The 25,252-nt window shown below is 39.6% G+C and carries 21 protein-coding genes; 8 read left to right on the forward strand and 13 right to left on the reverse strand.

Annotation, left to right across the window (positions count from 1 at the left end; translation table 11 throughout):
• Positions 1-69: 69 nt before the first annotated feature.
• From H6G28_RS14345 to H6G28_RS14395, 12 genes are all read right to left on the reverse strand, one after another.
• Complete coding sequence (locus H6G28_RS14345; RefSeq protein ID WP_190671551.1) at positions 70-2,364, reverse strand: methyl-accepting chemotaxis protein; 2,295 nt, start codon at positions 2,362-2,364, stop codon at positions 70-72.
• Between the two features lie 61 nt (positions 2,365-2,425).
• Complete coding sequence (locus H6G28_RS14350; RefSeq protein WP_190592560.1) at positions 2,426-2,923, reverse strand: chemotaxis protein CheW; 498 nt, start codon at positions 2,921-2,923, stop codon at positions 2,426-2,428.
• Positions 2,924-2,926: 3 nt separating this feature from the next.
• Positions 2,927-3,304, reverse strand: a complete 378-nt coding sequence (locus H6G28_RS14355; protein ID WP_190592559.1) for a response regulator — start codon at positions 3,302-3,304, stop codon at positions 2,927-2,929.
• Positions 3,305-3,336: 32 nt separating this feature from the next.
• Positions 3,337-4,389: a response regulator gene (locus tag H6G28_RS14360; protein WP_190671553.1), complete on the reverse strand. Its 1,053-nt coding sequence runs from the start codon at positions 4,387-4,389 to the stop codon at positions 3,337-3,339.
• A 1,641-nt stretch (positions 4,390-6,030) separates the two neighbouring features.
• Positions 6,031-6,210, reverse strand: coding sequence for a DUF6760 family protein (locus tag H6G28_RS37655; RefSeq protein WP_313934165.1), 180 nt, complete (start codon positions 6,208-6,210; stop codon positions 6,031-6,033).
• Complete coding sequence (locus tag H6G28_RS14365) at positions 6,174-6,545, reverse strand: phage tail assembly protein (RefSeq protein WP_190671555.1); 372 nt, start codon at positions 6,543-6,545, stop codon at positions 6,174-6,176. The genes H6G28_RS37655 and H6G28_RS14365 overlap by 37 nt, the downstream gene beginning before the upstream one ends.
• A 48-nt stretch (positions 6,546-6,593) precedes the next feature.
• Positions 6,594-6,902, reverse strand: a complete 309-nt coding sequence (locus tag H6G28_RS14370) for a hypothetical protein (RefSeq protein ID WP_190592555.1) — start codon at positions 6,900-6,902, stop codon at positions 6,594-6,596.
• A gap of 1 nt (position 6,903) precedes the next feature.
• Positions 6,904-7,395: a phage tail protein gene (locus H6G28_RS14375; protein ID WP_190592554.1), complete on the reverse strand. Its 492-nt coding sequence runs from the start codon at positions 7,393-7,395 to the stop codon at positions 6,904-6,906.
• Between the two features lie 120 nt (positions 7,396-7,515).
• Positions 7,516-7,980, reverse strand: coding sequence for a phage tail protein (locus H6G28_RS14380; RefSeq protein ID WP_190592553.1), 465 nt, complete (start codon positions 7,978-7,980; stop codon positions 7,516-7,518).
• A gap of 55 nt (positions 7,981-8,035) precedes the next feature.
• Positions 8,036-8,521 (reverse strand): phage tail protein, encoded by a 486-nt coding sequence (locus tag H6G28_RS14385; protein WP_190592552.1) that lies wholly within the window; start codon positions 8,519-8,521, stop codon positions 8,036-8,038.
• A gap of 87 nt (positions 8,522-8,608) precedes the next feature.
• Complete coding sequence (locus tag H6G28_RS14390) at positions 8,609-10,279, reverse strand: phage tail sheath family protein (protein WP_190671557.1); 1,671 nt, start codon at positions 10,277-10,279, stop codon at positions 8,609-8,611.
• Positions 10,280-10,374: 95 nt separating this feature from the next.
• The gene (locus H6G28_RS14395; RefSeq protein WP_190671559.1) at positions 10,375-10,917 is read right to left on the reverse strand and encodes a Pvc16 family protein; all 543 of its coding nucleotides are present in this window, start codon (positions 10,915-10,917) and stop codon (positions 10,375-10,377) included.
• 588 nt (positions 10,918-11,505) lie between these two features.
• On the opposite strand from H6G28_RS14395, the gene H6G28_RS14400 reads away from it, so the two are divergent.
• The 8 genes from H6G28_RS14400 (at position 11,506) to H6G28_RS14435 (ending at position 23,455) form a co-directional block, all read left to right on the forward strand.
• A complete protein-coding gene (locus tag H6G28_RS14400; RefSeq protein WP_190671561.1) occupies positions 11,506-12,696 on the forward strand; it encodes a sensor histidine kinase in 1,191 nt (396 codons plus the stop codon).
• Between the two features lie 199 nt (positions 12,697-12,895).
• Positions 12,896-13,579 (forward strand): response regulator, encoded by a 684-nt coding sequence (locus H6G28_RS14405; RefSeq protein WP_190592548.1) that lies wholly within the window; start codon positions 12,896-12,898, stop codon positions 13,577-13,579.
• A gap of 205 nt (positions 13,580-13,784) precedes the next feature.
• Positions 13,785-15,050, forward strand: a complete 1,266-nt coding sequence (locus H6G28_RS14410) for a Pvc16 family protein (protein ID WP_190671563.1) — start codon at positions 13,785-13,787, stop codon at positions 15,048-15,050.
• 455 nt (positions 15,051-15,505) lie between these two features.
• Complete coding sequence (locus H6G28_RS14415) at positions 15,506-17,497, forward strand: ATP-binding protein (RefSeq protein ID WP_190671565.1); 1,992 nt, start codon at positions 15,506-15,508, stop codon at positions 17,495-17,497.
• Positions 17,498-17,660: 163 nt separating this feature from the next.
• Positions 17,661-19,214 (forward strand): eCIS core domain-containing protein, encoded by a 1,554-nt coding sequence (locus tag H6G28_RS14420; RefSeq protein ID WP_190671567.1) that lies wholly within the window; start codon positions 17,661-17,663, stop codon positions 19,212-19,214.
• Positions 19,215-19,450: 236 nt separating this feature from the next.
• On the forward strand, positions 19,451-21,001 hold the full coding sequence (locus tag H6G28_RS14425) for a hypothetical protein (protein ID WP_190671569.1): 1,551 nt from the start codon (positions 19,451-19,453) through the stop codon (positions 20,999-21,001).
• A gap of 99 nt (positions 21,002-21,100) precedes the next feature.
• On the forward strand, positions 21,101-21,607 hold the full coding sequence (locus H6G28_RS14430; protein WP_190671571.1) for a hypothetical protein: 507 nt from the start codon (positions 21,101-21,103) through the stop codon (positions 21,605-21,607).
• Positions 21,608-21,736: 129 nt separating this feature from the next.
• A complete protein-coding gene (locus H6G28_RS14435) occupies positions 21,737-23,455 on the forward strand; it encodes an eCIS core domain-containing protein (protein ID WP_190671573.1) in 1,719 nt (572 codons plus the stop codon).
• Between the two features lie 120 nt (positions 23,456-23,575).
• On the opposite strand, the gene H6G28_RS14440 is transcribed toward H6G28_RS14435, so the two are convergent.
• Positions 23,576-24,895 carry a D-alanyl-D-alanine carboxypeptidase gene (locus H6G28_RS14440; RefSeq protein WP_190671575.1) on the reverse strand — a complete coding sequence of 440 codons (1,320 nt, stop codon included), beginning with the start codon at positions 24,893-24,895 and terminating at the stop codon, positions 23,576-23,578.
• Between the last annotated feature and the right edge of the window lie 357 nt (positions 24,896-25,252).

The raw sequence follows: 25,252 nt of genomic DNA on the forward strand, positions 1-25,252 counted from the left end.
TTAATAATTAGTCATTGGTCATTAGTCACTTGTCATTTGTCATTCGTCAACAAAGGACAAGTGACAAAATCAATTCACTTTAAAAGTCTCAACAGTCTCTTGCAACTTATGAGAAATTTCGACAGTTTGTTTGAGAGATTGGCAAACAGAGCTAGAAGAATCTCTGGTACGCTGAGAAATGGCAGCGATTTCTTGCATTAACAAGCTGACAGTTTGCGATGTTTGCACTTGAGATGCAGTTGCAGAAGAAATAGACTGTACTAAAGAATCAATTTGACGAGAAACATCAAAAATCTGTCCGAGATTTTGTTTGGCTTCTTCTACTACCCGCGCACCTTCACCAACTTGGGTAGTACCAATTTCCATCGCCTGCACAACGGCGCTGGTTTCTCGTTGAATGTTCTCGACAATTTGTTCAATTTCTTGGGTAGCTGCGGCGCTACGGGCTGCTAACTCACCTACTTCTTCGGCTACCACAGCAAAACCTTGTCCTTCTTCACCTGCGCGGGCGGCTTCGATACCTGCGTTGATGGCGAGTAAGTTGGTTTGCATGGCAATTTGATTAATTAAAGAGACGACGCGAGAAATTTGTTGGGAAGACTCGCCTAAACGTTTAACTTTTTGGGCAGTTTCGCCGACAGTTTCCCGCAGAGACAGAATATTCTGCACTGTTAAATACATCGCTTCTTCACTCTTAGAAGCATTTTGGGCGGCGTTATTCGCCACGGTAGCGGCTTGTTCCGCACTATTGGCTACTGCTTGCATAGAATGAGTCATATTATCCACAGCATCTAAGGCGCGGTTAATTTCCTCGGCTTGTACCAGGGCTTCGTCTGCAAGTTTTTGAATAGCTGTTTCGTTGGAACCAATAGCCGTGTTGACTTGGGTAGCTGCTTGTTTAACTTGGGTGACGATATCCCGCAAACTCTCGACAATAGAGTTGAAAAAGTCAGCCACAGTGCCAATTTCGCCATCTGTAACATCTGCGCGGACTGTTAAGTCACCTCTAGCTGCACCTTCGATGTCGTTGAGTAGTTCTAAGAGTTGCAGTTGTAAGGCTTCTTGTGTGGGGCGTTCTTCTGGGGATGTGGCTTGAATGATGGTTTTGGTATGGTCAATTTCAACTTGTTCGTTGACTAATACCTGCAATTTGGCAGCCATGTGATCAATATTGGCACTTAATACGCCTAATTCGTCTTCTCTTTGGGAGGCGAGGCGGGTGTTGAGTTCACCTTGTCCGAGTTTGGCGACGGCGGCGGTGGCATTGATGATGGGCTGTGTGGTACGTTTGGCTAACCAAGCTGCGATCGCTGCTACAATTATTCCAATCAAGGCTATGCCAATCGTGACAATCCACAACAATTGTTGTTGTGTACCGTATAAAATTGCCGCATCATTGATGAGTAATACTTGCCAATTTAAATCAGATAAACCTGCAATTTTGGGTGCTGGGACGTAACTAATTAATTGCCGTTTACGCTGGCTTTGGGGAACGGTTGTGAGTGTAGCAATATTATTGGTGGTGAGAATTTTGGCTAAACCAGGATATTCGGCTTTTGCTTCTTTGCCTAATAATTCTGGGCGTGAACTTAAGAAAACTTTGCCAGAGTTATCTATTAAAGCATATTGATAGCCATTCACAGCATAGTTTTTGAGGGTTTCGGCTAAAGCTTTGGTTGGGAGACTAGTTCTGACTATGCCTAAAGTTTTACCTGTGGTGCTATTTTTAATTGGGGCAGCAAGATAAATATCACTAGACTTTTCTGGCTGTATAATCACAGCCGCATCTTTGAGTAGTGTCGCCTGAAAATAACTATTGTCTTTTTGGTTCTCTATCGGTTCACCCGAAGATTGAACAATCACATTGCCTTCGGTATCAAAGACCGCAATACTATTATAATTTTGATAATTGGTGAGGATTTTATCGAGTAACGCCTGCTTTTCTGAATTATTAGTATTGCTGGTGAGGTTGCCCTTGGCAAATAAAGGCGAGTTAGCCAGGATTTGAATATCTCCATATCTGTCGGACATAAAGCGGTTAACTTTCTCAGTTAAATCAACAGCTTCCGTCGTTTGAGATTGGGTAATTTGTTTGGTTAAGGATTTACTGGTTAGATGGTAGGCGATCGCACCAATGAATAAGGCTGGTATAGTACTGATGGCGATCGCTAAAATTGTGGCTTTAGTTTCTAAACTCAGCCTTTTAAAATTCCCACCCAAATTCGGCTGTGTTTCGCCATCAGAAGTAACTGTCTGAGAACTAGTCTTCAGAGATATCTTATTCTCAGAAACCTTGCTAGATGCAATTAACGAAGCACGATTTATTCCATCACCACTCTTAGCCGTGTCAGTTTTATTAAACATGCTGAACTTCTCCTGCATAGGTACATCAAAAAATATTTAAAGTTATCTGTTATCAGATAACTTAATCACTGCGGAGAATAGAAGACTGCACAATTGCTTGTGCATCTAACGCCAGTAAAATTTCTTCTTGCTGTACAACACATCCGCGCAAATAAGGAACTAAACTAGATGCTACTTGTCCAATTGGGGAATGAATCTCGTCAACCAAAATTTTAGTTGTTCCCTTAATTTCTTGTACAACTAAACCTAAAAGCAGTGATTCTGCTTTAATCACAATGACGTTATACTGTTGTCTTCTTGTATCTATCGCTTCTAAATTCAGCATTCGGGGTAAATCAATCGCCCAAATTATTCGACTACGCCAATTCATTAAGCCTAAAATACATCCCGGCATATTGGGCATAGGTGTTATCGCTTCTACAGGCAAAATCACGGCTTCTTGAGTGTGATTCATTGCCAATATTGCCGCCGTTTGTTGATTTAGCTGAAACTTTAAATAGCCATCTCCTAGATGATTTTGGAGTGGTTTTTCCGCAAGGATGACGTTAGTATTATTCATTGATTAAAGCACCACTGATTTAATAGCTCTTAATAACTGTTCTCTGGTGTATGGTTTAGTCAGATACACATCTGCCCCTTGTTTCATAGCCCATAATCTATCAATTTCGAGATTTTTGGAGCTACAAATAACTATGGGTAACTTTTGGGTTGCGGGATTTTTTTTCAGTGAACGGCACAACTCAAAACCGCTCATTCCTGGCATCACAACATCAGTTACAATCACATCTGGCGTTTGTGAAATAGCTTGCTCTAAAGCTTCTTTTGCACCACTAGCTTTGATAACGTTATAGCCACTTTCTTTGAGATAATGGCTCATCAATTCTAATTCGCTGGGTGAATCTTCAACAATTAAAATTGTGCCAACCAAAGTTAAACTCACTCCTAATTCTCCTTATTGTAGTTAAGACAGTATTATTTAATATGTTTAAACACAATTTTCAGCAATTCTGATTGAGTAAAAGGTTTAGTTAAATAGCCAGATGATCTGACCATTTTGGCTTTTGCTCTATCAATAAATCCTGTCCTTCCAGTCACCATAATGATGGGGGTATTTTTAAAGGCTGAATGCCTACGTAACAATGAACAAAGTTCATAACCATCTAAGTTAGGCATTTCAACATCTAGCAAAATCAAGTCAGGCTTACTGCGGAGAATCTGCATTAATGCCTTAACTGGATCATTAATTGTCACCACTGAAAATGTATTTTCATCTAAAAATAATTTGATAGAATTTAATACAGTTTGACTATCATCAATACAGGCAACTGTACATAAGCTATTTCTTTCCCGTGGCTTGATATGTTTTTGATTGCCATTTTCGCCAGAGTCAAAATTGTTATTTTTGGTTAATGTCTTTTTCTGCGATAGCGCATTAATTGAGGGTAAAACTGGCGAACCTTTAGCAACATTCGCTGGTTGCTGGGTATGGTAACGATGTCGTAGTTGTCTTTGGCAATATTCCACTAGCAAACGCAAGTCTAACTGGCAGAATTTTGGTAGTTCATTCCAGGAACTGTCAGGATAAAATTCGTAGGTTCCTTCTTTTAAAATTAAAAATGATTCCAGCACCTCTTTAGCTAATTCGTCTACTAAAGTAGCTGCTTGCATAGAACTAATGTAACGCTGCTCTACTAACCAACAAATTGCTTGGTAATCTGGATATGGAATTGACAGATTTTCATTGGCTGGTTCAAACATCAGTCGCATTTGGACGCGAGTTGCACTATTGAGCGAGGGAATATTTAAACTCAAGCGCCGCAACTGATTATCAAGCCTCTCAAACACCTTATCAGATGAAGAAGCATAAGTCAGTTTACCTTCTTCAAGATGAATTGACCATGAAGTTGAACCAGTAAATACACGTAAGCAACCCGTCGCACGCCGACTAGTTAGCTGTGCTAATAAAGATAGTGGATGTAGTTTTTGGATTAACCGGTGACTACTCATAGGAGTTAGATTTTGCATTTACTTCAGCTACATTCAAGACGTTTCATATAAATTCGTACATTTTTAGTTACTATTCCCCATAAAACTCAGTTCTTGCGTCAAAAATACTACAAATACTTAAGTTTAAATTTAGGGGATCGTAACTTGATGCTGTGGCTGTTGACATTTACATCTTTTATTTATATGGGTAATGAAAAGTTAAATTAATTACTGCTGTTGAAATTGTCAGCATCAGGAGAGTTAACTTTACCAACAGTAAAAATTAAAACTATCCCCTGACTTTTCATCAACTTTTAGATAAGCAAATCTTAAAGAACACTGCTAAATTAGCAAAATTTAACTAGATTTTTCTCAGTGGTTACACTTAAAAAAAATCAGCTTTGTCCAAATCCGACATAATGTAATGTTTAGTTAAGTAAGATTACCGGGAATTTACATAAATTCATCGGATGTAATCACCTCTAGTCGTTGTTAGCGGAATTGTCTATATGATTCCCACGGAAAGTCTAAATATTGGTTGTCTTAATGAAACTTCAACAGTTTACTTGCTAGACTATTTGCTTGACACGTAGTACTATAAAGCAAAATGTAAGTATTTCAACAATTTTTTGTAAACTCGGATAAAATTACGGATGTAATAAACTTGAGTGAATATTCTGAGTGTGATTGACTTGTGTGCGATCGCCAAACAGGTAAGCTCAGATTTCGTCATAATATGACACTGCAAAGATGTACAAAAAAAGGCTTGGGTGAACCAAGCCTTTATGTATACCAAGCATTTACTACACCAAGCTTAATTTATCCCAGGTCATCCGTTAGTTCATCTCTCTAAAGGATGTATACAAATAATTAAATAACTGATAATACAAAAATCAAAAATTATCTTTTTCGGCTTAAACTACCCATCAATAAACATAAATATATTTTTCCAAAAATCAAACAACAAAAAAGGTTTGGTCAAGAGCCAAACCTTAAAAATTGCTGTGCTTAACAACGTACTCAATTAATTTATGATTTTCTTTCATAGACCTCATCTATCTTGAGGATGTACCTAAACAACAGGCAAATTGATATGAGCTTAAGACAAAAAGTAACCACTTCTAAATAACACATAAATTGCAGGCATATTACATAATATAAATACAGCAAATATTTTAATAATTACTACTTTTAAAATAAATTTATTTGTCTCAAAAATATGAAAAAGGCTTGGACATTAGCCAAGCCCATATATACCAGGTGTTTACCATATCTAGATAATTTATCTCCTTACTAGATGTAGTTCATCTTCCTTCTAGTTGTGTACAAAAATTAGAAATTATGATATGCGAATAACGAAGACAAGGGAGACTTTGATAAATCATTTATGATTACCCTATTAATTTTGAACATAATATATTTCACCTATCTGTCTAAGGATAGAAACAATTTAGTTGCATCTGAGATTTATGGTAAAATTTATTCTGAAATAACCAGTTATTTTGTAGCGTTTATTTTCTTACAACACCATCAATCATAAAAAAGGTTTAGCCTTGAGCTAAACCTCTGTAGAAAGCAGTTATTTGACACACCAGAATAAATTTAGACCGAGTTAAATAGTAGGGCATCTTCCTAAAGTATGTACCCAAAAATTTGCCTATATGATATAAAGTTTCTCAGTTACTCTGGCTGGACTATTTTACCGATTTCATTCACCCAGCGTTGACGCTCAGAATGTTCTAAAGTGATAATATCTGCTAAACTCCAGTGGAAATGAAATGCAATACAGGCTACCTCCTCATGTAGTAAATCTGAGGGGTAGCCTATGATTCCCCCGCTAAAGCCAACCCCACTTGAAATTTAGTCTGACATTGGGGACACTGGACAGGAATTTCTGCATCGCCTTGCTGATTAATTCGATTGTAAAACTCTCGCAAATATGCCAAATCTTTAGAGAAAAGATTTTCCAGTAAACTTGGAGTAATTTCTGTTAAATCTCCCAAACGAGTAATTACTTGTGAGAGCATAACAATAGCAGCATAAGTGACATTTTCCTGAGCAGCCCGATTTTTTTGGACAATGATTTCATCCTTTGCTGTCGCCAACCGCATCACACCTTGGCGATGCAAATTCCCCTCAGCATCTAATAAACCTCTAGGAAGAGTAAAGTTAAATTCTGTATAAATGCTTGTCATTGGTTATTTATTATTTGTCATTTGTGATTTTCTTCTACTCCCTATTTCCTACTCTCCACTCCCCACTTCTTCTAATTCATTAATTTGACGATAAAAATTTTGTAAATAGCTTAAATCACAGGCGAAAAAATCTTCCACAACCGCAGGTGTCACTTCATCTAAAGCACCTAATTTAGTAATGACACGAGATAAAATAATGACTGTTGCATAAGCTGGATTTGACTTTACACGGGGGTCACGTAAAGGAATAATTTCATCCATCGCTCTGGATAAACGCATCACACCTTTACGGTGTAAATTACCATCTGCATCAAGATACCCTTTCGGTAAAGTAAATTCAAATTCAGTTTGCAACATTCTATGCTACTTTTACTCGTTTTAATTCTTCTACTACTACTTCTATTTCTTCAATTTCATGTTCACTACCAGAGGCACTCACATCATTAATTTTATAATTAGCAGGCCAAGCATTTTTAAATTCTAATCTAAATTTTTCTTCCGCAGCTTGATTATAAATGACCAAAGAACCATCACGTCTTTCGTCACCCCATTTACTTTCTTGTACAGCCGCTAACCAATTCCACATAGTCATAGAAATAGTTAAACCACGCCGTAACACAATATTAGAATAAGATATATTACCAGGGATTTTTGTAGTGATAATTCTACCACTTGTATTACCACTTTTCCCCCAAGTTTGGGGAGTAACTTCGGAAATTTCTATTACTTTTTGTGTAGTTTGAAAACCTTGGCATTCCATAAAATAGCCATCCACAGGTTCTTGGCTACCAGTAAGCTTTAATTCCAGATAAAATCGGCTATTCGTCAGAATTTCGGGAAAGTCAGCCATATATTTTACTATATAAAATATGAAATAAAAGTCTGAAGTGGGAAGGTAGGAGGCAAAAGGTATGATTTTAATTTCATACTTCACACTTCACACTTCACACTTCACACTTCACACTTCTACTTACTTCTTCCTTTCAAAATAAGTAAAACCAACTGTGACTGTTTCAGTTAATAAATCACCACTACCTGCTGTAAAATCACCTGTTCCGTAGCTGGTAGGAAAGACATCTGTAAATTCGTATTGAATTTTTTCTTGCTCGCCATCATAGATAGAAAGTTTACCTAATTTCCGGCTCTTGCGTCCTTCTGATTTACCACCTGAAAGAGCTTCAGCATGGCATTTGTTATACCAATCAAGCAGTTGTTTAGAATCAGCAGTTGCTACACACTCAATGGTGATTTCTGAGCATTCTACACCACCGATAGTAGCTTGGGTTTGAGTTTTACCATCTTTGGTGACACCAATAGGTGCATCTCCACCTGCAACTATCATTTTCATTTGCATTCCACTGATTTTCTGAATTAAAATTTCTGTCAGTCCGTCAGCTTCCCAGTAGAACTTGGCATTAGAGATATACTCTGGCATAAATCAACCTCCAGATAAATAGGTAATAATTAATTAACTAAAAATTAGGCAAAATCTATTTTTTGCGATTCATATTTTCACAAGTTAAAGTGTAAGTTTCTTCAATATAATCGTTGCCATTCACATCTAAATCTCCGATTTTATATTGAGAAGGCCAAGCTTCTTTTAATTCCCAACGCATTACTTCATTGCCATCAGTATCGTAGGCAACTATAGCTCCAGTTTTTTTACTGTCTGCCCATTTGCCTTCACCTTTTTCAGTTTTGGGCATACATTTTTTAAACCAATCATACATTTTTTTGCTGGTGCTATCACTATCCCCACTCATAAGGGTAGAAACGTCAATTGTAAATAGTCCTTCAAATCCAGCCGAGTTAATTTGTCTGACAGTAACGCCACCTTTTGTAGACATTAAAGGTTTATCTTGACCTTTGACTTTAGCTTCAAATTTGACACCACCAATTTTGCTAAAAGCCATATCGGTCATGCCATCAATTTCAAAGTAGAAATTACTAGCAGCAATTGGTTTTAATTCAGGCATCTTTGTAGTTCCTTAGTTTGTAATAGAGGGTACAAGGGTGTGAGGGTGTAGGGGAATATGGTTTCCCTTACACCTCTGCACCTACTTTTATTGGTTAGGAGACCATTGACTAAAGCGGAAGATGACAAATTCCGCCGGACGCACAGGACAAACACCAACTTCGATGTACAACCGCCCCAACATCATGGTTTCGTGGGTATTAATGCTGGAGTCGCATTTGACGTAAAAAGCTTCCGCAGCCGAAGCACCAAATAAAGCACCTTCCCGCCAGAGTCTTTCTAGGAAGTTACTGACGGTACGAGTCACACGCGCCCATAAGTCTTGGTCGTTGGGTTCAAATACTACCCATTGAGTACCGAGTTCTACGGATTTCTCGATATAGCTCATCAAGCGGCGGACACTGATATAACGCCATTGCACGTTATCTGGTTCGACCAATGTGCGAGCGCCCCAAATGCGGATACCACGGTTGGGGAAAGTACGGATACAGTTAATACCTAGAGGGTTGAGTAATTCTTGTTCGCGGAGGTTGGTTTCGTAGGCTAAACCAATGACTCCTCTGGGTGTATCGTTGGCGGGTGCTTTGTAGACACCGCGAGTTTCATCGGTGCGACACCAAACGCCCAGCATGTGACCGGCGGGAGGAATTAAAATTGGTCTACCACCGTTACGGGGGTTGGGGACTTTAATCCAAGGATAGTAGAGGGCGGCAAATTGCGATCGCCTATTAAATGCACTCAACCACTGAGCAATATGCTGGGGCTTCACCTGGGTGGGAGGTACAGCCGCGCCACCGCCTTTACATGGGGGTGGGTCTAATACTACCATCCGGTTGGGGGCAGTATTTTCACACATACTCACCATCGCTTCCATGATGCCGTGGACTTGATCTAAATCCAAGATGCCGTTTTGATAAGCCCGCATCAAATCAGGGAAAGCAATCATGGTAACTTCATCAATTTCAAAGATACCTTGCATCCCGGTGCGATCGTCTCTCACACCTTGCACATCTCTGGGGAAACGGTCAGGGGTGGAAACTACTGGCGGTGGACTAACTTCGTAATTACCGTTAGCTGGACGGCGAGACAGGGGTTGTCCTGGTGTTTCTAAGTCCGCAACCGTGACAAATTGCGAATCTTGCAAAGCTGTCACCGCATAACTACCCACAGCCGCATCAATTTGCGGGTTCATGGATAAGTGGTCGTATTCTTCTAGAATTTCACCGTTGCGGCTAATTAAGACTTTGAAAAATTCACCAGTATTTGCGGGTGGTTCTGCTTCTGGGTTTTCTGGCGGACGCGGTTCACTTTCCGTTACAGAAACGTTAATTCTGCCTTCTGCATCACCGTCATCATCATCTTCAGCAGGCTTAAGGGCAAAACTTAAAGCAGGACGGTTCCCACTGGTGCGAATTTTTAAGGCGGTTTCTTCTGGCGGTGGTGGCTGAGAACCGGGTAGTTTTGTACCGATACTCGCTACCCAACAACGTCCACCACCGTTGAGGAACCAACCATTTACCGCAAAAGGTAAATAAGCATCAAAATCGGTGTAACCATCAGAACCTTGTTTAGCAAAGTATTCTAAATATTCGTTCCACGATGTCACCAGCATCGGTTTAAACAATTCCGCATCGCCTCTGACATCTTCGGTAAAACCGATAAAGCCGGCGATATTCGTACTTACCCCTTCTATGGGGCGACTACCTCGGTCTACTTCTTCAACGTAGACACCAGGTGCAAAATAATCTAATCTTGGCATAACACTTGGTTTTCCTATTTTTTGAAGTGCTGAGTGCTGAGTTAAAAGTAAAAATACTAGCCTCTAACCTCTAACCCCTAGCCTCTCTTCCCACTTCATACTTTTTTTGTTGGTTTTGAAAAGTCAACCAAACTTGGCTCAGTGACAAAATCACTATCCAGGTTTAGGGGAATTGTTAATGTCACATACAAAGCTGGACGCAATGGTACTCCTAACGCATTCCACAAAGCCGCAGCATCCAAAGGATGAATAGCAGAAACGGTCATTGCTAATTCGCCATGACCGCGCAGTGCTGGAGCCAGCACCTCTTCTCGTAATGAATGATGATGCAAAAGTAGTATTAATGCCTCGGATAAGATACGCTGTTCACTTAAACTGGTAAAATCCCAAGCACTTACCAAAAATGAGAGTTCAAACCACCTTGGTGTTAATAAGAATAATTTCCTTTTGTCTGCCGGTTGCTGACAATTAGACTGTTGTTTGTCAACACTTTCTTGAATGTTGTAACAATATAAATTCAGTCTAGGGTTGATATTCTGTTTCACACCAGGATGGTTGAAATCAATTTGCTCTGTACTGAGCAGGGAAATCCCGCCAGCTAAAATTTTTGCTAAAGTCTGGGTAGCAGCTGGGATCATAAAACACAACAGCAGGGTGACTGAAATGCTCCCTTAATCACTCTGGCTGGTAGGTTTTTACCGCCAGTATGAATCTATGGAGATTGAAGCGTTCTTACCAGAGTTCCGCAAGCAAAAAGCAACTACTTTGCTACAAGACTTACGGAAGTTGGCGCAATACGGTTCGGCTAACGTTTTAGTATTTTGAGATCCCCCCAACCCCCCTTAAAAAGGGGGGCTGAAAATTATCTTTTACTCCCTTTTTAAGGGGGTCGCCGTAGGCGGGGGGATCTTAACCGAACCGTATTGGAAGGTGGAGGGCTGACAGCACAAAATAAACCTTGGAATCAGGCTTTTTTGTTGGCTAATTTGCCACTATTGGGCTAACTCTTTCTAGCTTAGGGATCTAGATGTCTAGCGTTTATTAGACTTTGGTCGATATTGTAAAATTATTGTTTTAAATTCCCCAATTTTACAAGCTGTAGAGTAAGCTGATTTCGTCCGTATTTATACAGTAAGAAGCATAATTTCTCCAAGCAAAAATATTTGAGATTGGGTAGCATTTCTAATGCTTCTGAGTTGCTATAGTGTTTCGGAGTGTAAAATAGGATGAGGGTGGCTACACAAAAATTAACCTCTCAATTGCCGCGACCTTGGTTGGTAAACAATTTAGAAAATAAACTGCCAGAGTTAAATTTTTACCAAATTTGTCAGCTGAATATTCAACAATTAAAAGCCTTGTTGCCAAATGTGGCTATCTGGACGGTTTATTACGATTTAGCAACAGAAAAACGGCAGATAGTGGCAGAGTATAGCACAGAAGATTTATGTTCTGTGCAGATGACACAGGATGACCAAACAAATTCTTTTACGTCTGGGAAATTCCATCCAGATTTTGCATATTTGCAAGCAGAAACTTGGTGGCGAGATGATTTACCAGTTCTACAAGTTACGGAATTGGCAGTATCCGGCGTTTATCATAGCTATGTTTGTCGGATAAGTAAACAGAGTTTGGCAATCGGCGAATATATATTGATATGTACTCATAAATTGCTGTCTGCGGAACAGCAACAGTTACTGCTGGGGAATGCTCAAATATTAAGTAATTATTTAGTGATTTGTCGAGAGCGATCGCAACAACAACAAGAAATCTTAGCTTTATCTCAAATTCTCGGACAAGCAGAACATCAACTGAGAAATCCTTTAGCATTGATTAATCTCTATGCTGAAAATCTGCGCTTGGCATTACCAGAGGGTAGTTTACAAGAACAAGCAATCTTGATTCGCCAAACTGTCGATGAGTTGAGTGCGAAATTAACTGATTTACTTTACCGGGGACAACGGGCAAACTTAAACTTAAAAAAATATAATTTGCAAACAATTACTAGGGAATGTATTAAAACTTTACAGCACTTACTAACAGAAAAAAACTTAACCATTCAATATCCTGAAGAGCCTGTATATGTCACAGTAGATAACTGGCAGATGAAACAGGTGTTTGATAATTTATTAGGAAATGCGATTCATTTTAGTCCAACTGGTGGGACAATCACTTGTAATTGGTGCGCTTATAGTCATGAAGTGTTAATAGAAATTTGCGATCGCGGTTCGGGAATTGCACCAGAAGATTTGAAGCAAATATTTAAGCCTTATTATTCTCGACGATTCGGTGGTACAGGTTTAGGACTAGCGATCGCCCAAAAAATTATCTTGGCACATCAAGGTAACTTATGGGCAGAAAATCTTCCCACAGGTGGCGCTCAATTTTCCTTTACATTACCCTATAAAAGGCAAAAGTAAAAAGGTAAAAGTAAAAAGCAATCAGATTTAATATAGCGTTTTTTATTCCAATGAAATATATTCATCTAGCTTCTAGCCTCTATCTCTTTACTGTACTCAACCGAGCAACGCTATATTGCCAGCTTCTCACAGTTTCAGATGGTCTGCTAATTCAGATTTTAGACTCCTGACTTCTCTTAAATATCCCAGGCACACTACCATGAATCCTAAAAAAGAGGTAATCTCGATTCTACTTGTTGATGACGAACCGCATTTTCGTCAAGGAATACGCACCTTATTAAACTTTTATACAAGTAGCAGTAATATAGGATTAAATGTAATTGGAGAAGCTGCATCTGTTGAACAAGCAGTAAAATTAACTGTTGAACAACATCCAGCGTTAATCTTACTAGATTTAGAATTACCACCAGAAAACGGCATTACCGCCCTAAACCGTCTGGGAGAATTATCTTATAACGGCAAAGTATTAATATTATCTGCTCATCAACAAGATGAATGGATATTTCGTGCTATGCAGGCTGGTGCTTGTGGTTATGTATTTAAAGACCAATTAGCAACCCAATTGTGCGAAGCTATCAATACTGTCATTAATCATCAAGTTTATTTACCACCAGCCGTCGCCACTGCCTTTTTTAGATTATTTCACTACTACACAGGCAATTCATTAAACTTTGGTAATCATTGTATTCATCTCACAGAAAGAGAACAAGAAGTTTTAAATTGGTTAGTTCAAGGTGCTTCTAACGAACAAATCGCAGGCCATTTATATATTACAGTCGCCACAGTCAAAGCACATTTAACAGCCATCTTTGAAAAATTAAGCGTCACCAGCCGCACCCAAGCTATTGTCAAAGCTTTAAAACTCGGTTTGGTTTGTCCATGATTAAGTGCTGAGTTGAAAGTGCTGAGTGCTGAGTAATATATGAATAATAACCAGGAGTTTATGAGAAAAATGTTGAGAGACAAGTTGTTAAATATTATTCAACTAAAATCATTACTTTTTACTTTCAAAAACTTTCATGTCTCACTTTCTTCATTACCTAACACTATAAAAATTCACTCAGCACTCAGCACTCAGCACTATAACAATGAGTAACCATTTAGCCATCGCCACTGTCACCGCAACTTTGCAAAGAACATTGCAAGCTAGTGTTCAAATAGATGTGGATGGTGCGCGGGTGACAACCCTAAGACCAGACCGCTTGAATAATGCGACACCAGAAGCAGGAGTGAATATCTATCTTTACGATATTCTCCTGAATAGTGCTTGGCGGAGTGCTGATTTAAGACAACGCTATTCTGATGAGAAATATACTAAACGCCAGCAAACAGGTTTAGATTTATACTACTTGTTGACTTGTTACGGTAACGATGTAGAACTAGAACCGCAGCGCCTTATGGGTAGTGTTGTTCGCACCTTCAACAGCAAATCGATTCTTACCCAAGCAATGATTCAAGAAACCGTCAGCGATGCAACTTTGACATTTTTAGCTGATTCTAATTTAGCCGAACAAGTAGAAGCGATCGCCATTTCTCCCGTTGATTTGAATATCGAAGAAATTTCCAAAATTTGGACGGTATTTTTTCAAACACCTTATGCTTTATCATTAGCTTATAAAGCCAGTGTGGTGTTAATCGATAGCGGTGAACTTCCGAAAAAACCCTTACCTGTCCGCAATCTTCAGCGTCATGTTACACCATATCAACCTGTGATCGCCCAAATCAAAGTAGTAGAAGAAATAGCAAAAATTTGGCAAACCCAATATGCAGCTACATCCTTAATTCTGGCTGACAGTACATTATTAATTCAAGGAAATAAATTAAGCGCAGATATTACCCAAGTCCGCATCGGTGATATCACAACCACTCCCCAAGATGTGACAGACAAGCAAATTACCTTAAATCTGGCTACTATCCCGGTAGAATCTCTCAGGGCTGGTGTCCAGAGTTTACAAGTAATTCATCCCCAAGCTAAGGTAAATTCTAATGTTGTACCTTTCTTATTACGCCCGACTATTTTAGATATCACTGTATCTAATGTACATGGTAGAGGCAATGAACCGCGATCGGCAGATATCACTATTACTGTTAACTTAAACATTGAGAAAACACAACAAGTAACGTTAGTTTTAACAGAACTTTCCCTCACCCAATTTACTGGTTATTCTACTGATAAAACCAAAAATCGCCGCAATAGTTCCAACTCAATTACCTTTGCAATTCATGATTGTTTACCAGGAAGTTATTTAGTCCGGTTGATTGTAGATGGTGCAGAAAGTTTATTCACAGTTGATACAGACTCTAACAGTCCCACATTTGAACAATATATCGGGCCAGTAGTTGTTATTTCTTAGAGGATGTTTGGAAAGTTATGAAAGATATTAAAAACCCCTCTCCAAACCTCTCCCCGAAGCGGAGAGAGGCTTTTAAATCCCCCTTCCCTACGAGGGAAGGGGGCTAGGGGGTCTTTCAAGGGCAGGCTTTTTTTATTAGACAAATTTTTGGGCTTTTAAAACCAAAATTATTGTCTGAACAGTTAAAACTACGTTTCATAATTGAGAATATTCTCAACTATTTATCGAAGGTTTAAAAACCTGCCCTTGAAAGGGCTAGGGGGTTAGGTTTGTCAGATTTTGATATTAACGATAGATATTTATGAATGATTTAGGATTGTTATAGAAAATAGCTATAGCGGTTCTCGAATCAGTGAGGTACAGGAAACAATAATTAACCGCAGATAAACGCGGATGAATTTGTATTTTACTCAAGAAAAAATCGCTATAAATTTTCAAAGAAGGATAAATACTAAATGCAATTACAAGTCAATAATTATAATTATTTGATGAATGAACTAGCTGTAGTTCGGAATTTATTAGAAAATAATCCAGAAAATTTCCCATTAGAATTGAATGCTAAAAATACTTGGAATAATGCTGCACTGAATAATCTTTGTCGGATTTTTAGTTTGACAGATTTTGAACGTTATATTTTACTATTGTGCGTTGGTATGGAATTAGACCCAAATTGGGGTTTTTCATGTACCAATGCACCAGGTGGTGTGGGTAAACCTTATCCAAATTTTATGTTGGCTACATTAGTTTTACCCCAAGCACATTGGAATGCTTTAACACCTGATGCACCTTTACGACGTTGGCAGTTAATTCAAATTGCGGAAGGTTCTGGATTGAATCTCAGTCCCTTACGAATTGATGAGCGAATTTTACATTATTTACTAGGGTTGAATAATTTGGATGAGAGATTACAAGGTGTGGTGAAATTTCTGGAACCTCAAAATATTGCCCATGTAAATTCCCATCAGATTTTGGCAGAACAATTAGCAACAACTTGGGCAAATACTAGAGGAGAAACAACCTTACCAATCATTCAATTATGTGGGGATGAAGTAAGTAGTAAAAAAGCGATCGCCTCTACAGCTTGTCAGCTACTTAATCTTAATTTATACATCATGTCAGCAGGTGCAATTACTAACCTGCGAACCAACGAAATCAATGATTTATTGCGGCTGTGGGATCGAGAAGCTATGCTCACCAACAGCGTACTACTATTAGATTGTGAGGAAAGTGATAGTAACGATGCTGCCAAAGAAAGTGCGATCGCTCGTTTGATGACAAATATCTCCAGTCCCCTCATTATTATTAGCCGTGAACGCAGGCGATGTACCCAAAAACCAATAATTGCGATCGACGTTCCCAAACCCAGCACAGACGAACAACGCGCCATCTGGCAAAATGCTTTAGGTGAAGTAGCTACCAGCCTCAACGGTCATGTAGATACCCTAGTTTCTCACTTCAGCCTCAGTGCCGTCACTATTCATACAGTTTGCACAGAAGCCATAGGCAAATCAAAACTCACCAATCAACTCCCCACTCCCCACTCCCCACTCCCCACTCCCCACTCCTCACTCAGCACTCAGCACTCAGCACTCAGCACTCTATTATGGGATACCTGCCGTTCTCAAGCGCGATCGCGTTTAGATGAATTAGCCCAACCAATTGAATCAGGTGTCACTTGGGATGATTTAGTTTTACCAGAAGCCCAACGCCAAGTTTTACGCGATATTGCAGCCCATGTCCGACAACGGGCTAAAGTCTATGAACAGTGGGGATTTGGCAACAAAGGCGGTAGAGGTTTAGGGATTAGTGCCTTATTTGCGGGTGCTAGTGGTACAGGTAAGACAATGGCTGCTGAAGTCATAGCTAATGAACTGCGTTTAGATTTATACCGTATAGATTTAAGCCAAGTTGTGAGTAAATATATTGGCGAGACAGAGAAAAACTTACGCCGCGTATTTGATGCAGCAGAAGCAGGCGGCGCAATTTTGCTGTTTGATGAAGCAGATGCCTTATTTGGTAAGCGTAGCGAAGTGAAAGACAGCCACGATCGCCACGCTAATATTGAAGTCGGCTACTTACTCCAACGTATGGAATCTTACCGAGGATTAGCGATTCTCACCACCAACTTAAAAGCTTCCTTAGACCAAGCATTTCTGCGCCGGATTCGGTTTATCGTCCAGTTTCCCTTCCCCGATGTCACCCAACGCAACGAGATTTGGCAACGCATCTTTCCGCAGCAAACACCCACCCAAGATTTAGACTTTAGTAAATTGGCAAAATTGAATGTATCTGGTGGTAATATTCGTAACATTGCCCTGAATGCCGCCTTTTTAGCCGCCGATGCTGGGGAATCGGTAGAAATGAAATATATTTTACAAGCTGCTAAGAGTGAATACGCAAAATTAGAACGACAGTTGACAGATGCTGAGGTCAAAGGTTGGATTTAGCAGAATTATATTTCAGGTAGTAAATTAAAATGCGATCGCCTGCTTTTAACTCTGTGAACAATGGTAGCGATCGCTAACTAATTCCTCAAAAATAATGCCAAAATTGATACTAACTACGTCTGGATGATTAACTACTACTTCACAGATTGGGAGAGTTGAGTAAATGTATACAAGACAATACAAAACAAAAAAAACTTCGACAAATTCTGCTGAAACCTCAACCACCAATCAATTCGCACCACGCCGTTTTGTCGTCCAGCCAGATGAAGAAATCACCAACAACCAAACCTCTGATTTGCAGGCTAAATCAGGCAATAAAAGAAACCTGCCAAATATATCTGTATTTCCTAGCAGTGTGACTCTGCAACCATCACCTATTCAAATGAAGCTTACCATTGGTCAACCGGGTGACAAATACGAACAGGAAGCAGATAGGTTAGCAGCAGATGTTGTTCAGCAAATTAATGCACCAGAAACTCAACAAATTCAGCGTGAAGTAGCACCGGAAGAAGAAGAAGTCCGTATGAAACCCATCTCCGGTAACATTCAGCGTGAAGCAGCACCGGAAGAAGAAGAAGTCCGTATGAAACCAATAGTGCAGCGTTTGTCTGGTGCAGGTGGAATGACTGCAAAACCTGATTTAGAACAGTCAATCCAACAAGCCAGAAGTAGCGGACAGCCACTAACAGAAAGTATCAAAGAACCAATGGAACAAGCCTTTGGCGCTGATTTTAGTGCTGTCAGGATTCATGCTGATGCTCAATCTGACGAGTTAAACCAATCAATTCAAGCAAAAGCTTTCACCACAGGAAAAGATATTTTCTTTCGCCAAGGAGAATATCAGCCAGGAAACCGTGGAGGACAGGAATTAATCGCCCATGAATTGACTCATGTAGTGCAGCAAAGTGGTGGTACGTTAAAGATATCAAAATCTTATGAGCAAGCTATCCAAAGGTTTAAAGACACACTAAATGATACCAGTGATGTCACAGAAGAAGACATAAAAAATGCCCCAAAAGAAAAACTTGAAGAATGGTTACGTAGAGAAGAATCTGATAGCTGGGATGACGAAGGAAACGATCTCGTTCCAACTCCAATAGATAAGGACAGAATAAAAGAGGCGATTGTAGCGATTGAAAAAGCAAATGCAGAGCAAGAAAAATTGAAAGAACTCGGTGTTACTGCCGAACAACTACTTCTTTTTCAAAACATAACGGAAGAGGCTCAGATAATCAAAAAATGTGCCACAACCTGTCAAAATAAAGAATGGAACTTAACAGTAGTCCTGAATTCTCTACAAGGATACAGCCAAGAAGCTCGAAAAACTGCGTTAAGTGTGCTGGCTAAAGGTGAGGTAAACGACACAGAAGCACTGACTACTTTGGCAAGCAACTGGAATGATATGCAGGATAAATCAACAATTAATATCAAAACTTTGATTACTCTGATTAAAAGTAAAGCCATCGTAGTGGAGGGTGGAACATACAAAGTTCCTGAACTTACAGGTACAGAGGATACTGCATATACTTTCTACTTCAATGCTGTACAGCGTCTACGTATCAATCCAGAATGGCATGTACATATTACCAGTAGCAAAGAATTAAAAAGACCTGGCTTCAAGAACAAGGGCGACAAGTACAATGTAGGGCCGGGAACCCGCGACGAAACAAAAACACAAGACTCCAAAGAATTGCTGCAAGTATGTCAACAATTCTAATCATCTCCTCAGTAAAGATTTCTGAGATCAAATAAATTTTTAGTTGGCTGAGGATAACAGATAGTTAGTAAAAATTGCTTTAGGATTTTTGAGGGTGATCGCTATCTATGTAAACAAGAGTATCAATATGAGCGATCGCTAATTATCTTCAGTAAGATAGTGCCAAACTTTGACAACAATTTTACCGCAAACCGACGGTGGTTGTTCTGCTGCACAGAAATATCTGGAGGATAACAATGTATCACAGACAACCCAAAGCAGCTAAAACTTCTCCAAATCACTCCGATGCAATAGTTAATCCATTTGCACCCCGTCCTTTTGTTGTCTCCACCGAAGCAGAGGATAGCACCCAAACGCCCAATTTACAACCCCAGGCAGTTAAAAATAATACATCAATTTCTTCAAAAAACTTTGCCAACATCCCCGTTTTTCCTCCTGGTTATCAACCACCGCCACCGCCACGCCTTCAGATGAAACTTGCAATTGGTGAACCAGGAGATAAATCTGAACAAGAAACTGAAACTGTGGTTAAGGAAGCTATGCAACGGCTTGATATACCTGTTGTCATGGCTATTCAGCGCAGTCAAAATCAGATTCTCAACCGAGACATTGACCCTACTCAAGTTCAAGATGGGACAACGCCAATTAACCCCCAAGATATCGATTTAGAAAAAATTGGTCATGGCTTGATTTATGACGACGTTTTGACAGATCAAGATAAAGAATGGTTGAGAGAACAAGGATTTCACGAACAATGGTTTCCTGATGGTAATGTCGTCAATGCTGGTCAGGGATTGAATTATGGATTATTGTTACCGACAGAACAAGGAGTCACAGCCGGAAAGCACCCTGTGTTGGCGTTTCGTGGAACCAGTGATTTAGCAACAGCGTGGCAAGATTTAGATATTAACTCTCCTGGACATGGTGGGATTCAGAATTTACTCAAAGAAGTTCCCACAGGTTACATCGGTAGTCTCGTTTCAAAATCAGGCAAAATAGATGTTACAGGTCACAGTTTAGGCGGCGCATTAGCTCAACATTTTGTTGGTACTCATCCAACTTTGGTGAGACGACTGGTAACATTTCAATCCGCCGCGCCTAATGCCAAACAATATCACAACAATATTGAATCGCTTCCAGAAGAAGAAAGACCAGAGGTAGTTCATCACATTGCTAAAGGCGATATTGTAGATTTAGCCGGAGGAGAACATCTCAAAGGCACATTTTTTGAACATGATCTAGAAACTTCAGGATTAGCAAATTTCTCTACACTCGCCAGAATCAAACAAGCACACACCTCTCAGCTATTAAATACTGAAGATATCGTCGGTGAAGGAGGTCATGGTAGTCATGCTAAAAATATCACCATGATGGAAAATGCCACTCGTCCTTATACAAAATCTCGATTAGTCGAAGCAGGTAGAATGATGGCACTCAATAAAGGTACTGCTGTTGCGGGTGGCTTGTTAGTGGGTGCGGCGGGATTAGCAGGGACAGCAGTAGAAGTTCCCACCAGATTAGCTTACCAAGGTGTGAAAACCGCCGGAAGTGCGATCGCCTCTGGTGCATCAATAGCCGGAAATGCAATCGCCTCTGGTGCATCAATAGCCGGAAATGCGATCGCTTCTGGTGCATCAATAGCCGGAAATGCGATCGCTTCTGGTGCATCAATAGCCGGAAATGCGATCGCTTCTGGTGCATCTAAAGCTGGAAGTGCGATCGCTTCTGGTGCGTCATCTCTTTATGAAACTGCCACTAATTTCTTCTCTAAGAACAACCAAGAATAATCCGATAGCCTTCCTATTTGATATCCAAATAAAATAGACAAGGGAGACAAGGAAGATAGATATTTGTAAACCATTTATGATTGCTATATGAGTAGTTATATGAATAACTCATTGATATTTGAGCGTCATTTTAGTGAAAAACTTAATATCTCACTAGAAATTCCTCAAACTTGGCAAAAAATTGCCAATCATCATTTAGATGAGCATACCGAAGGATATTTTTATCCTGCACAATCAGCACATAATCCCCAAATTTTTATTAAAAAAATTGTTATTCCAGAAACAGAACAACACGAACAAAACTTTATAGAACTTTCAGATGAATTACTACAATTACCCTTACAAAAATTACAGCCAGAACAGTTTGAAATAATTTCTCAAACACAAACAAAAATTGATAACTATTCAGCGAGATTAGATATTTTTGTGTTTCAACCGCCTGATGTTGAACTGCCCATTACACAATATCAAGTTTGTTGGCAATGTCATCACCTTGTTTATGGATTAGTTGCAATGGTAGAGTCAACCGCAGAATTAGAATATTTACCAATTTTCGCCACAGTTGCAGGTTCGATTAACTGCCATCCTGATGTTAGTAGCAAATGATATATGAACAATAGTGTCGATTTTGGCGATCGCTATTTTTCTTCAGTAAGATAGTGCCAAATTTTGACAAACCTTCTGCCGCAAAAATACGGTGTGTTTTGTGTTGGCAAAAATATCTGGAGAAGAAAAATGTATAAGCGACAAACCAGTAAAGGTCAATCATCTACAAATCATGATGCACCAGCAAATCAATTTGCACCACGTCGCTTTGTCATCCAACCCCAAACCGAAGAAGCAGAACAAAAACCAGCAGATTTACAAGCAAAATCACAAACAACACCTGTTAACAATCTTGCCAATATTCCAATTTTTCCCCCTGGCTATCAACCACCGCCACCGCCAAGAATCCAGATGAAACTTAGCATTGGTGAACCTGGAGATAAATATGAACAAGAAGCTGACAAACTAGCACAAGATGTAGTACAGCAAATCAATTCTTCAGAAACTCCACCATTACAGGCACAGTCACAACCAGAAGCAGAAATCAGAAAAAAATCGTTCATACAACGGCTATCAAATATAAATGAAAAAAGTGCAACACCAGATTTAGAAGCCTCCATCCAACGAATGCAAGGTAGCGGACAGCCGCTTGCAGAGACTATCAAAGAACCAATGGAACAAGCATTTGGGGCTGATTTCAGTGGCGTGAAAATTCATACAGATGCTCAGTCTGACCAGATGAATCAATCAATTCAGGCAAAAGCATTTACCACAGGTCAAGATATTTTCTTTCGCCAAGGAAATTATGAGCCGGGAAGTAGAGGTGGACAGGAATTAATCGCCCATGAATTGACTCATGTAGTGCAGCAAACTGGCTCAGGAAAAGTCCAAAAATTAGAAGATAGAGAAATAGTATCTGTTGGTAGAGCCGAAAAGCAAATTCAAAGAATTACAGTACAAGAAGAAAACGAATTTAAGAAAAAGTATAAAAATGGTTGGAAACTAATACAACTAGGTCTGAATAGGATTGCAAAAGCCAAAGGCAATGAATATGAAGAATATAGAGAAAGCATAAGCAAAGAAGAGTTTGAGCAAGCGTGTAAACAGTTTACTGCCGATGCTCATTTTAAGGATGAGACAATAAAAAATAAATTAGCTCAAGATATTGTTGTTCCACAAAGTTACTATCACGTCACAAAAAACTTTGCAGAAATTAGTGGATTAGTAACGACAGGTGCTGGCCCTTGTACAGCTTTGGCGATGTCTGCAAATAATCAAGCAGGAGAAATTGTATATGCTTTGACACATATAGATGCAGACAATAACATTACTCAACTCATTGATAACATGATTACAGATATGGGTCAGGAGATTGGTGGTGTCATTGGTTCAATTAATGCTTATATTGCTTCTAGCTCAGTCAGTGCAGATGGACAACTGTCTAATACTCCAAAGATTGTAGTTCCTTATCTGAAGACAAAAGGTAATGTGATTATTCATTTTACAAGCGAGAAACAGCAAATCAGAATAGGGGCAGAAGCTAATGCCGAAAAAAGTAATTTTGTGAAAACTAGCGATGTTATTGATCAGCTTCATAGTGGCACTGGAAAGAAAAATTTGGATGGACTCATCCAACAAATTATTGCTTTACCTAAGATGAAGGGTGGCCATGATTGGGACAAGCTAGAAGAAAACCAAGAGTACGAAAGTGGTAAACATGATCCGATGGAAGAATCCATCAAGCAAGTTCTTGAGAGAGCATTACAGTTGCAAGAAGAGACAAAAAATGATGCAAATCAACAAGAAAAATTCCAACCTCTGAAAAACGCAGTAAAAAAAGAAAAAGATTGGTATAGTCAATATGTTTTTGGCAGAAAACTGTTGATATGGGCTGGTAATGATAATTAATGAAGCTTGCAGAACCATTTGCGATCGCACCCATACCAAGAAAATTAACTGAAGATTTATCCGTAGAGCCAATTTTAGATCACAAATAATTCACCAAAAAAGATACTCTACGGTTTTTGACTAACCTCTATACAAAATTTCGTTGCGACTAGTAGCACCTAGTTCTGGTAAAGAGTTAGCGGGTGAGTGGGGAGTAATAGCGGTGGGAATTGCGGGAACTACTTCTAGTTCTTTCACAAGACTTTGCAAGAACTTATCTTGTTCTATGCGGTAATTTGAGACGAAGGGGCCACGGTTGAGGATAGCAAACCAAACTAAACCGCGATCGCGTGTTGGGATGACACCAGCTAATGCACTCACATCACGAAGTGTACCAGTTTTCATCACAGTACCGACGGGCATGTGTCTGCTGTGTAATGTTCCCCGACGATCAAACCCAGACATCGGAAACAAATCTGCTAAATTCAGGTTGTGTGCTGCTGCTTGCTGTTGAATTGCCATTAACATCGCACAAACAGCCCTGGGAGAAATGCGATTTTCTGGGCCGAGTCCAGAACCATTGATTAATTGAATTTCTGACTCAGGTACTCGCGCCAGATAAGCTGCTGTTGATTGCACTACACCTGCACCACCTACTGATTCTGCCAGCATCTGTGCCATTTCGTTATTGCTGTAAACGTTCATTTCTTTGAGCAATTGGCGCAAGGGCAAAGATTTATGACGCACTAGCAAGGTTTGTTGGGGTGTTTGAGGGGCAACTTTGACAGCACCTGTAATTACAACTTCTGGTTTGGGTGTGCCTTTGGGCATGATGGAGTAGATGTAATTAGCTGGACGAGTCCAAGTTTTATGGTTTAGTGCTTGCTTCACCATTTGACCAGCCAGTAGGGGGTGACGCTGAAAATTCATGGCAAAATTGCCTGTAATCACCAAGTTCCCTTTTACTTGCTTAATGCCCATTTTATTGAGTGTATTGCCCAGGGCGATCGCTTCTTCCCAGACAAACATCGGGTCGCCACCACCAGCAATGACCAAATCACCCTGCACTACGCCATTGACTACAGGCCCAGTAGTCCCTATTAAAGTTTCAAATTGATGGTCTGGCCCCCAAGTTTTTAACGAAACTAGGGAAGTGGCAATCTTGGTTAACGAAGCAGCCGGTAATGGTGTTGTTCCTTGATGATTAGCCATGAGTATTGGCCCAGACTGTAACCAAACTCCTTGGCTTTCGGCTAAATTTTGGGCAACTAATTTAGATTTAACTAGTCCTTGTAAGTATTGCTGGACGGTAGTTACGCCGGTGGGGTTGGGATCAGCAGCCAGAACCAAGCCAGGGTTTGCTTGCCCAGCTAATGCTTCTAAAGCATCAGAAGGCTTAATTTCCACCCCAGCCATTTCCAGCCACAGAGAAACCAAACCCGAACTTAATAATTCCAGCATTTCTTACTCCCCAAATTCTACGATATGATTCGTGATTTACTGTGCTAATATACAGGCTTTTTTATGCTCATCAGCATTGGGTAATCATAACTGGTCTATTCCTAATCTGGTAGTCGGTAGAAGAAATTTTTATTTGTTATTTATTTGACTTGACAATTGTTAGACTGTTTTGATTTCTAAGCTATAGCGATTTTATTTGATATGTGAGTCAGAGGGACAAGGTAGACAAGGTAGGCAAGGGAGATAGGTTTGTGAATTGTTGAGGATTACTATGGATAGCAAATACTAATATTTATAGCAGGACTTAAACAATTTAATCGTAAAACTTTTCAGATGAATTTTACCTAATTAGTTTAT

This window comes from Nostoc sp. FACHB-190 (assembly GCF_014696905.1).
In the GTDB taxonomy this organism is placed as follows: Bacteria; Cyanobacteriota; Cyanobacteriia; order Cyanobacteriales; family Nostocaceae; genus Nostoc_B.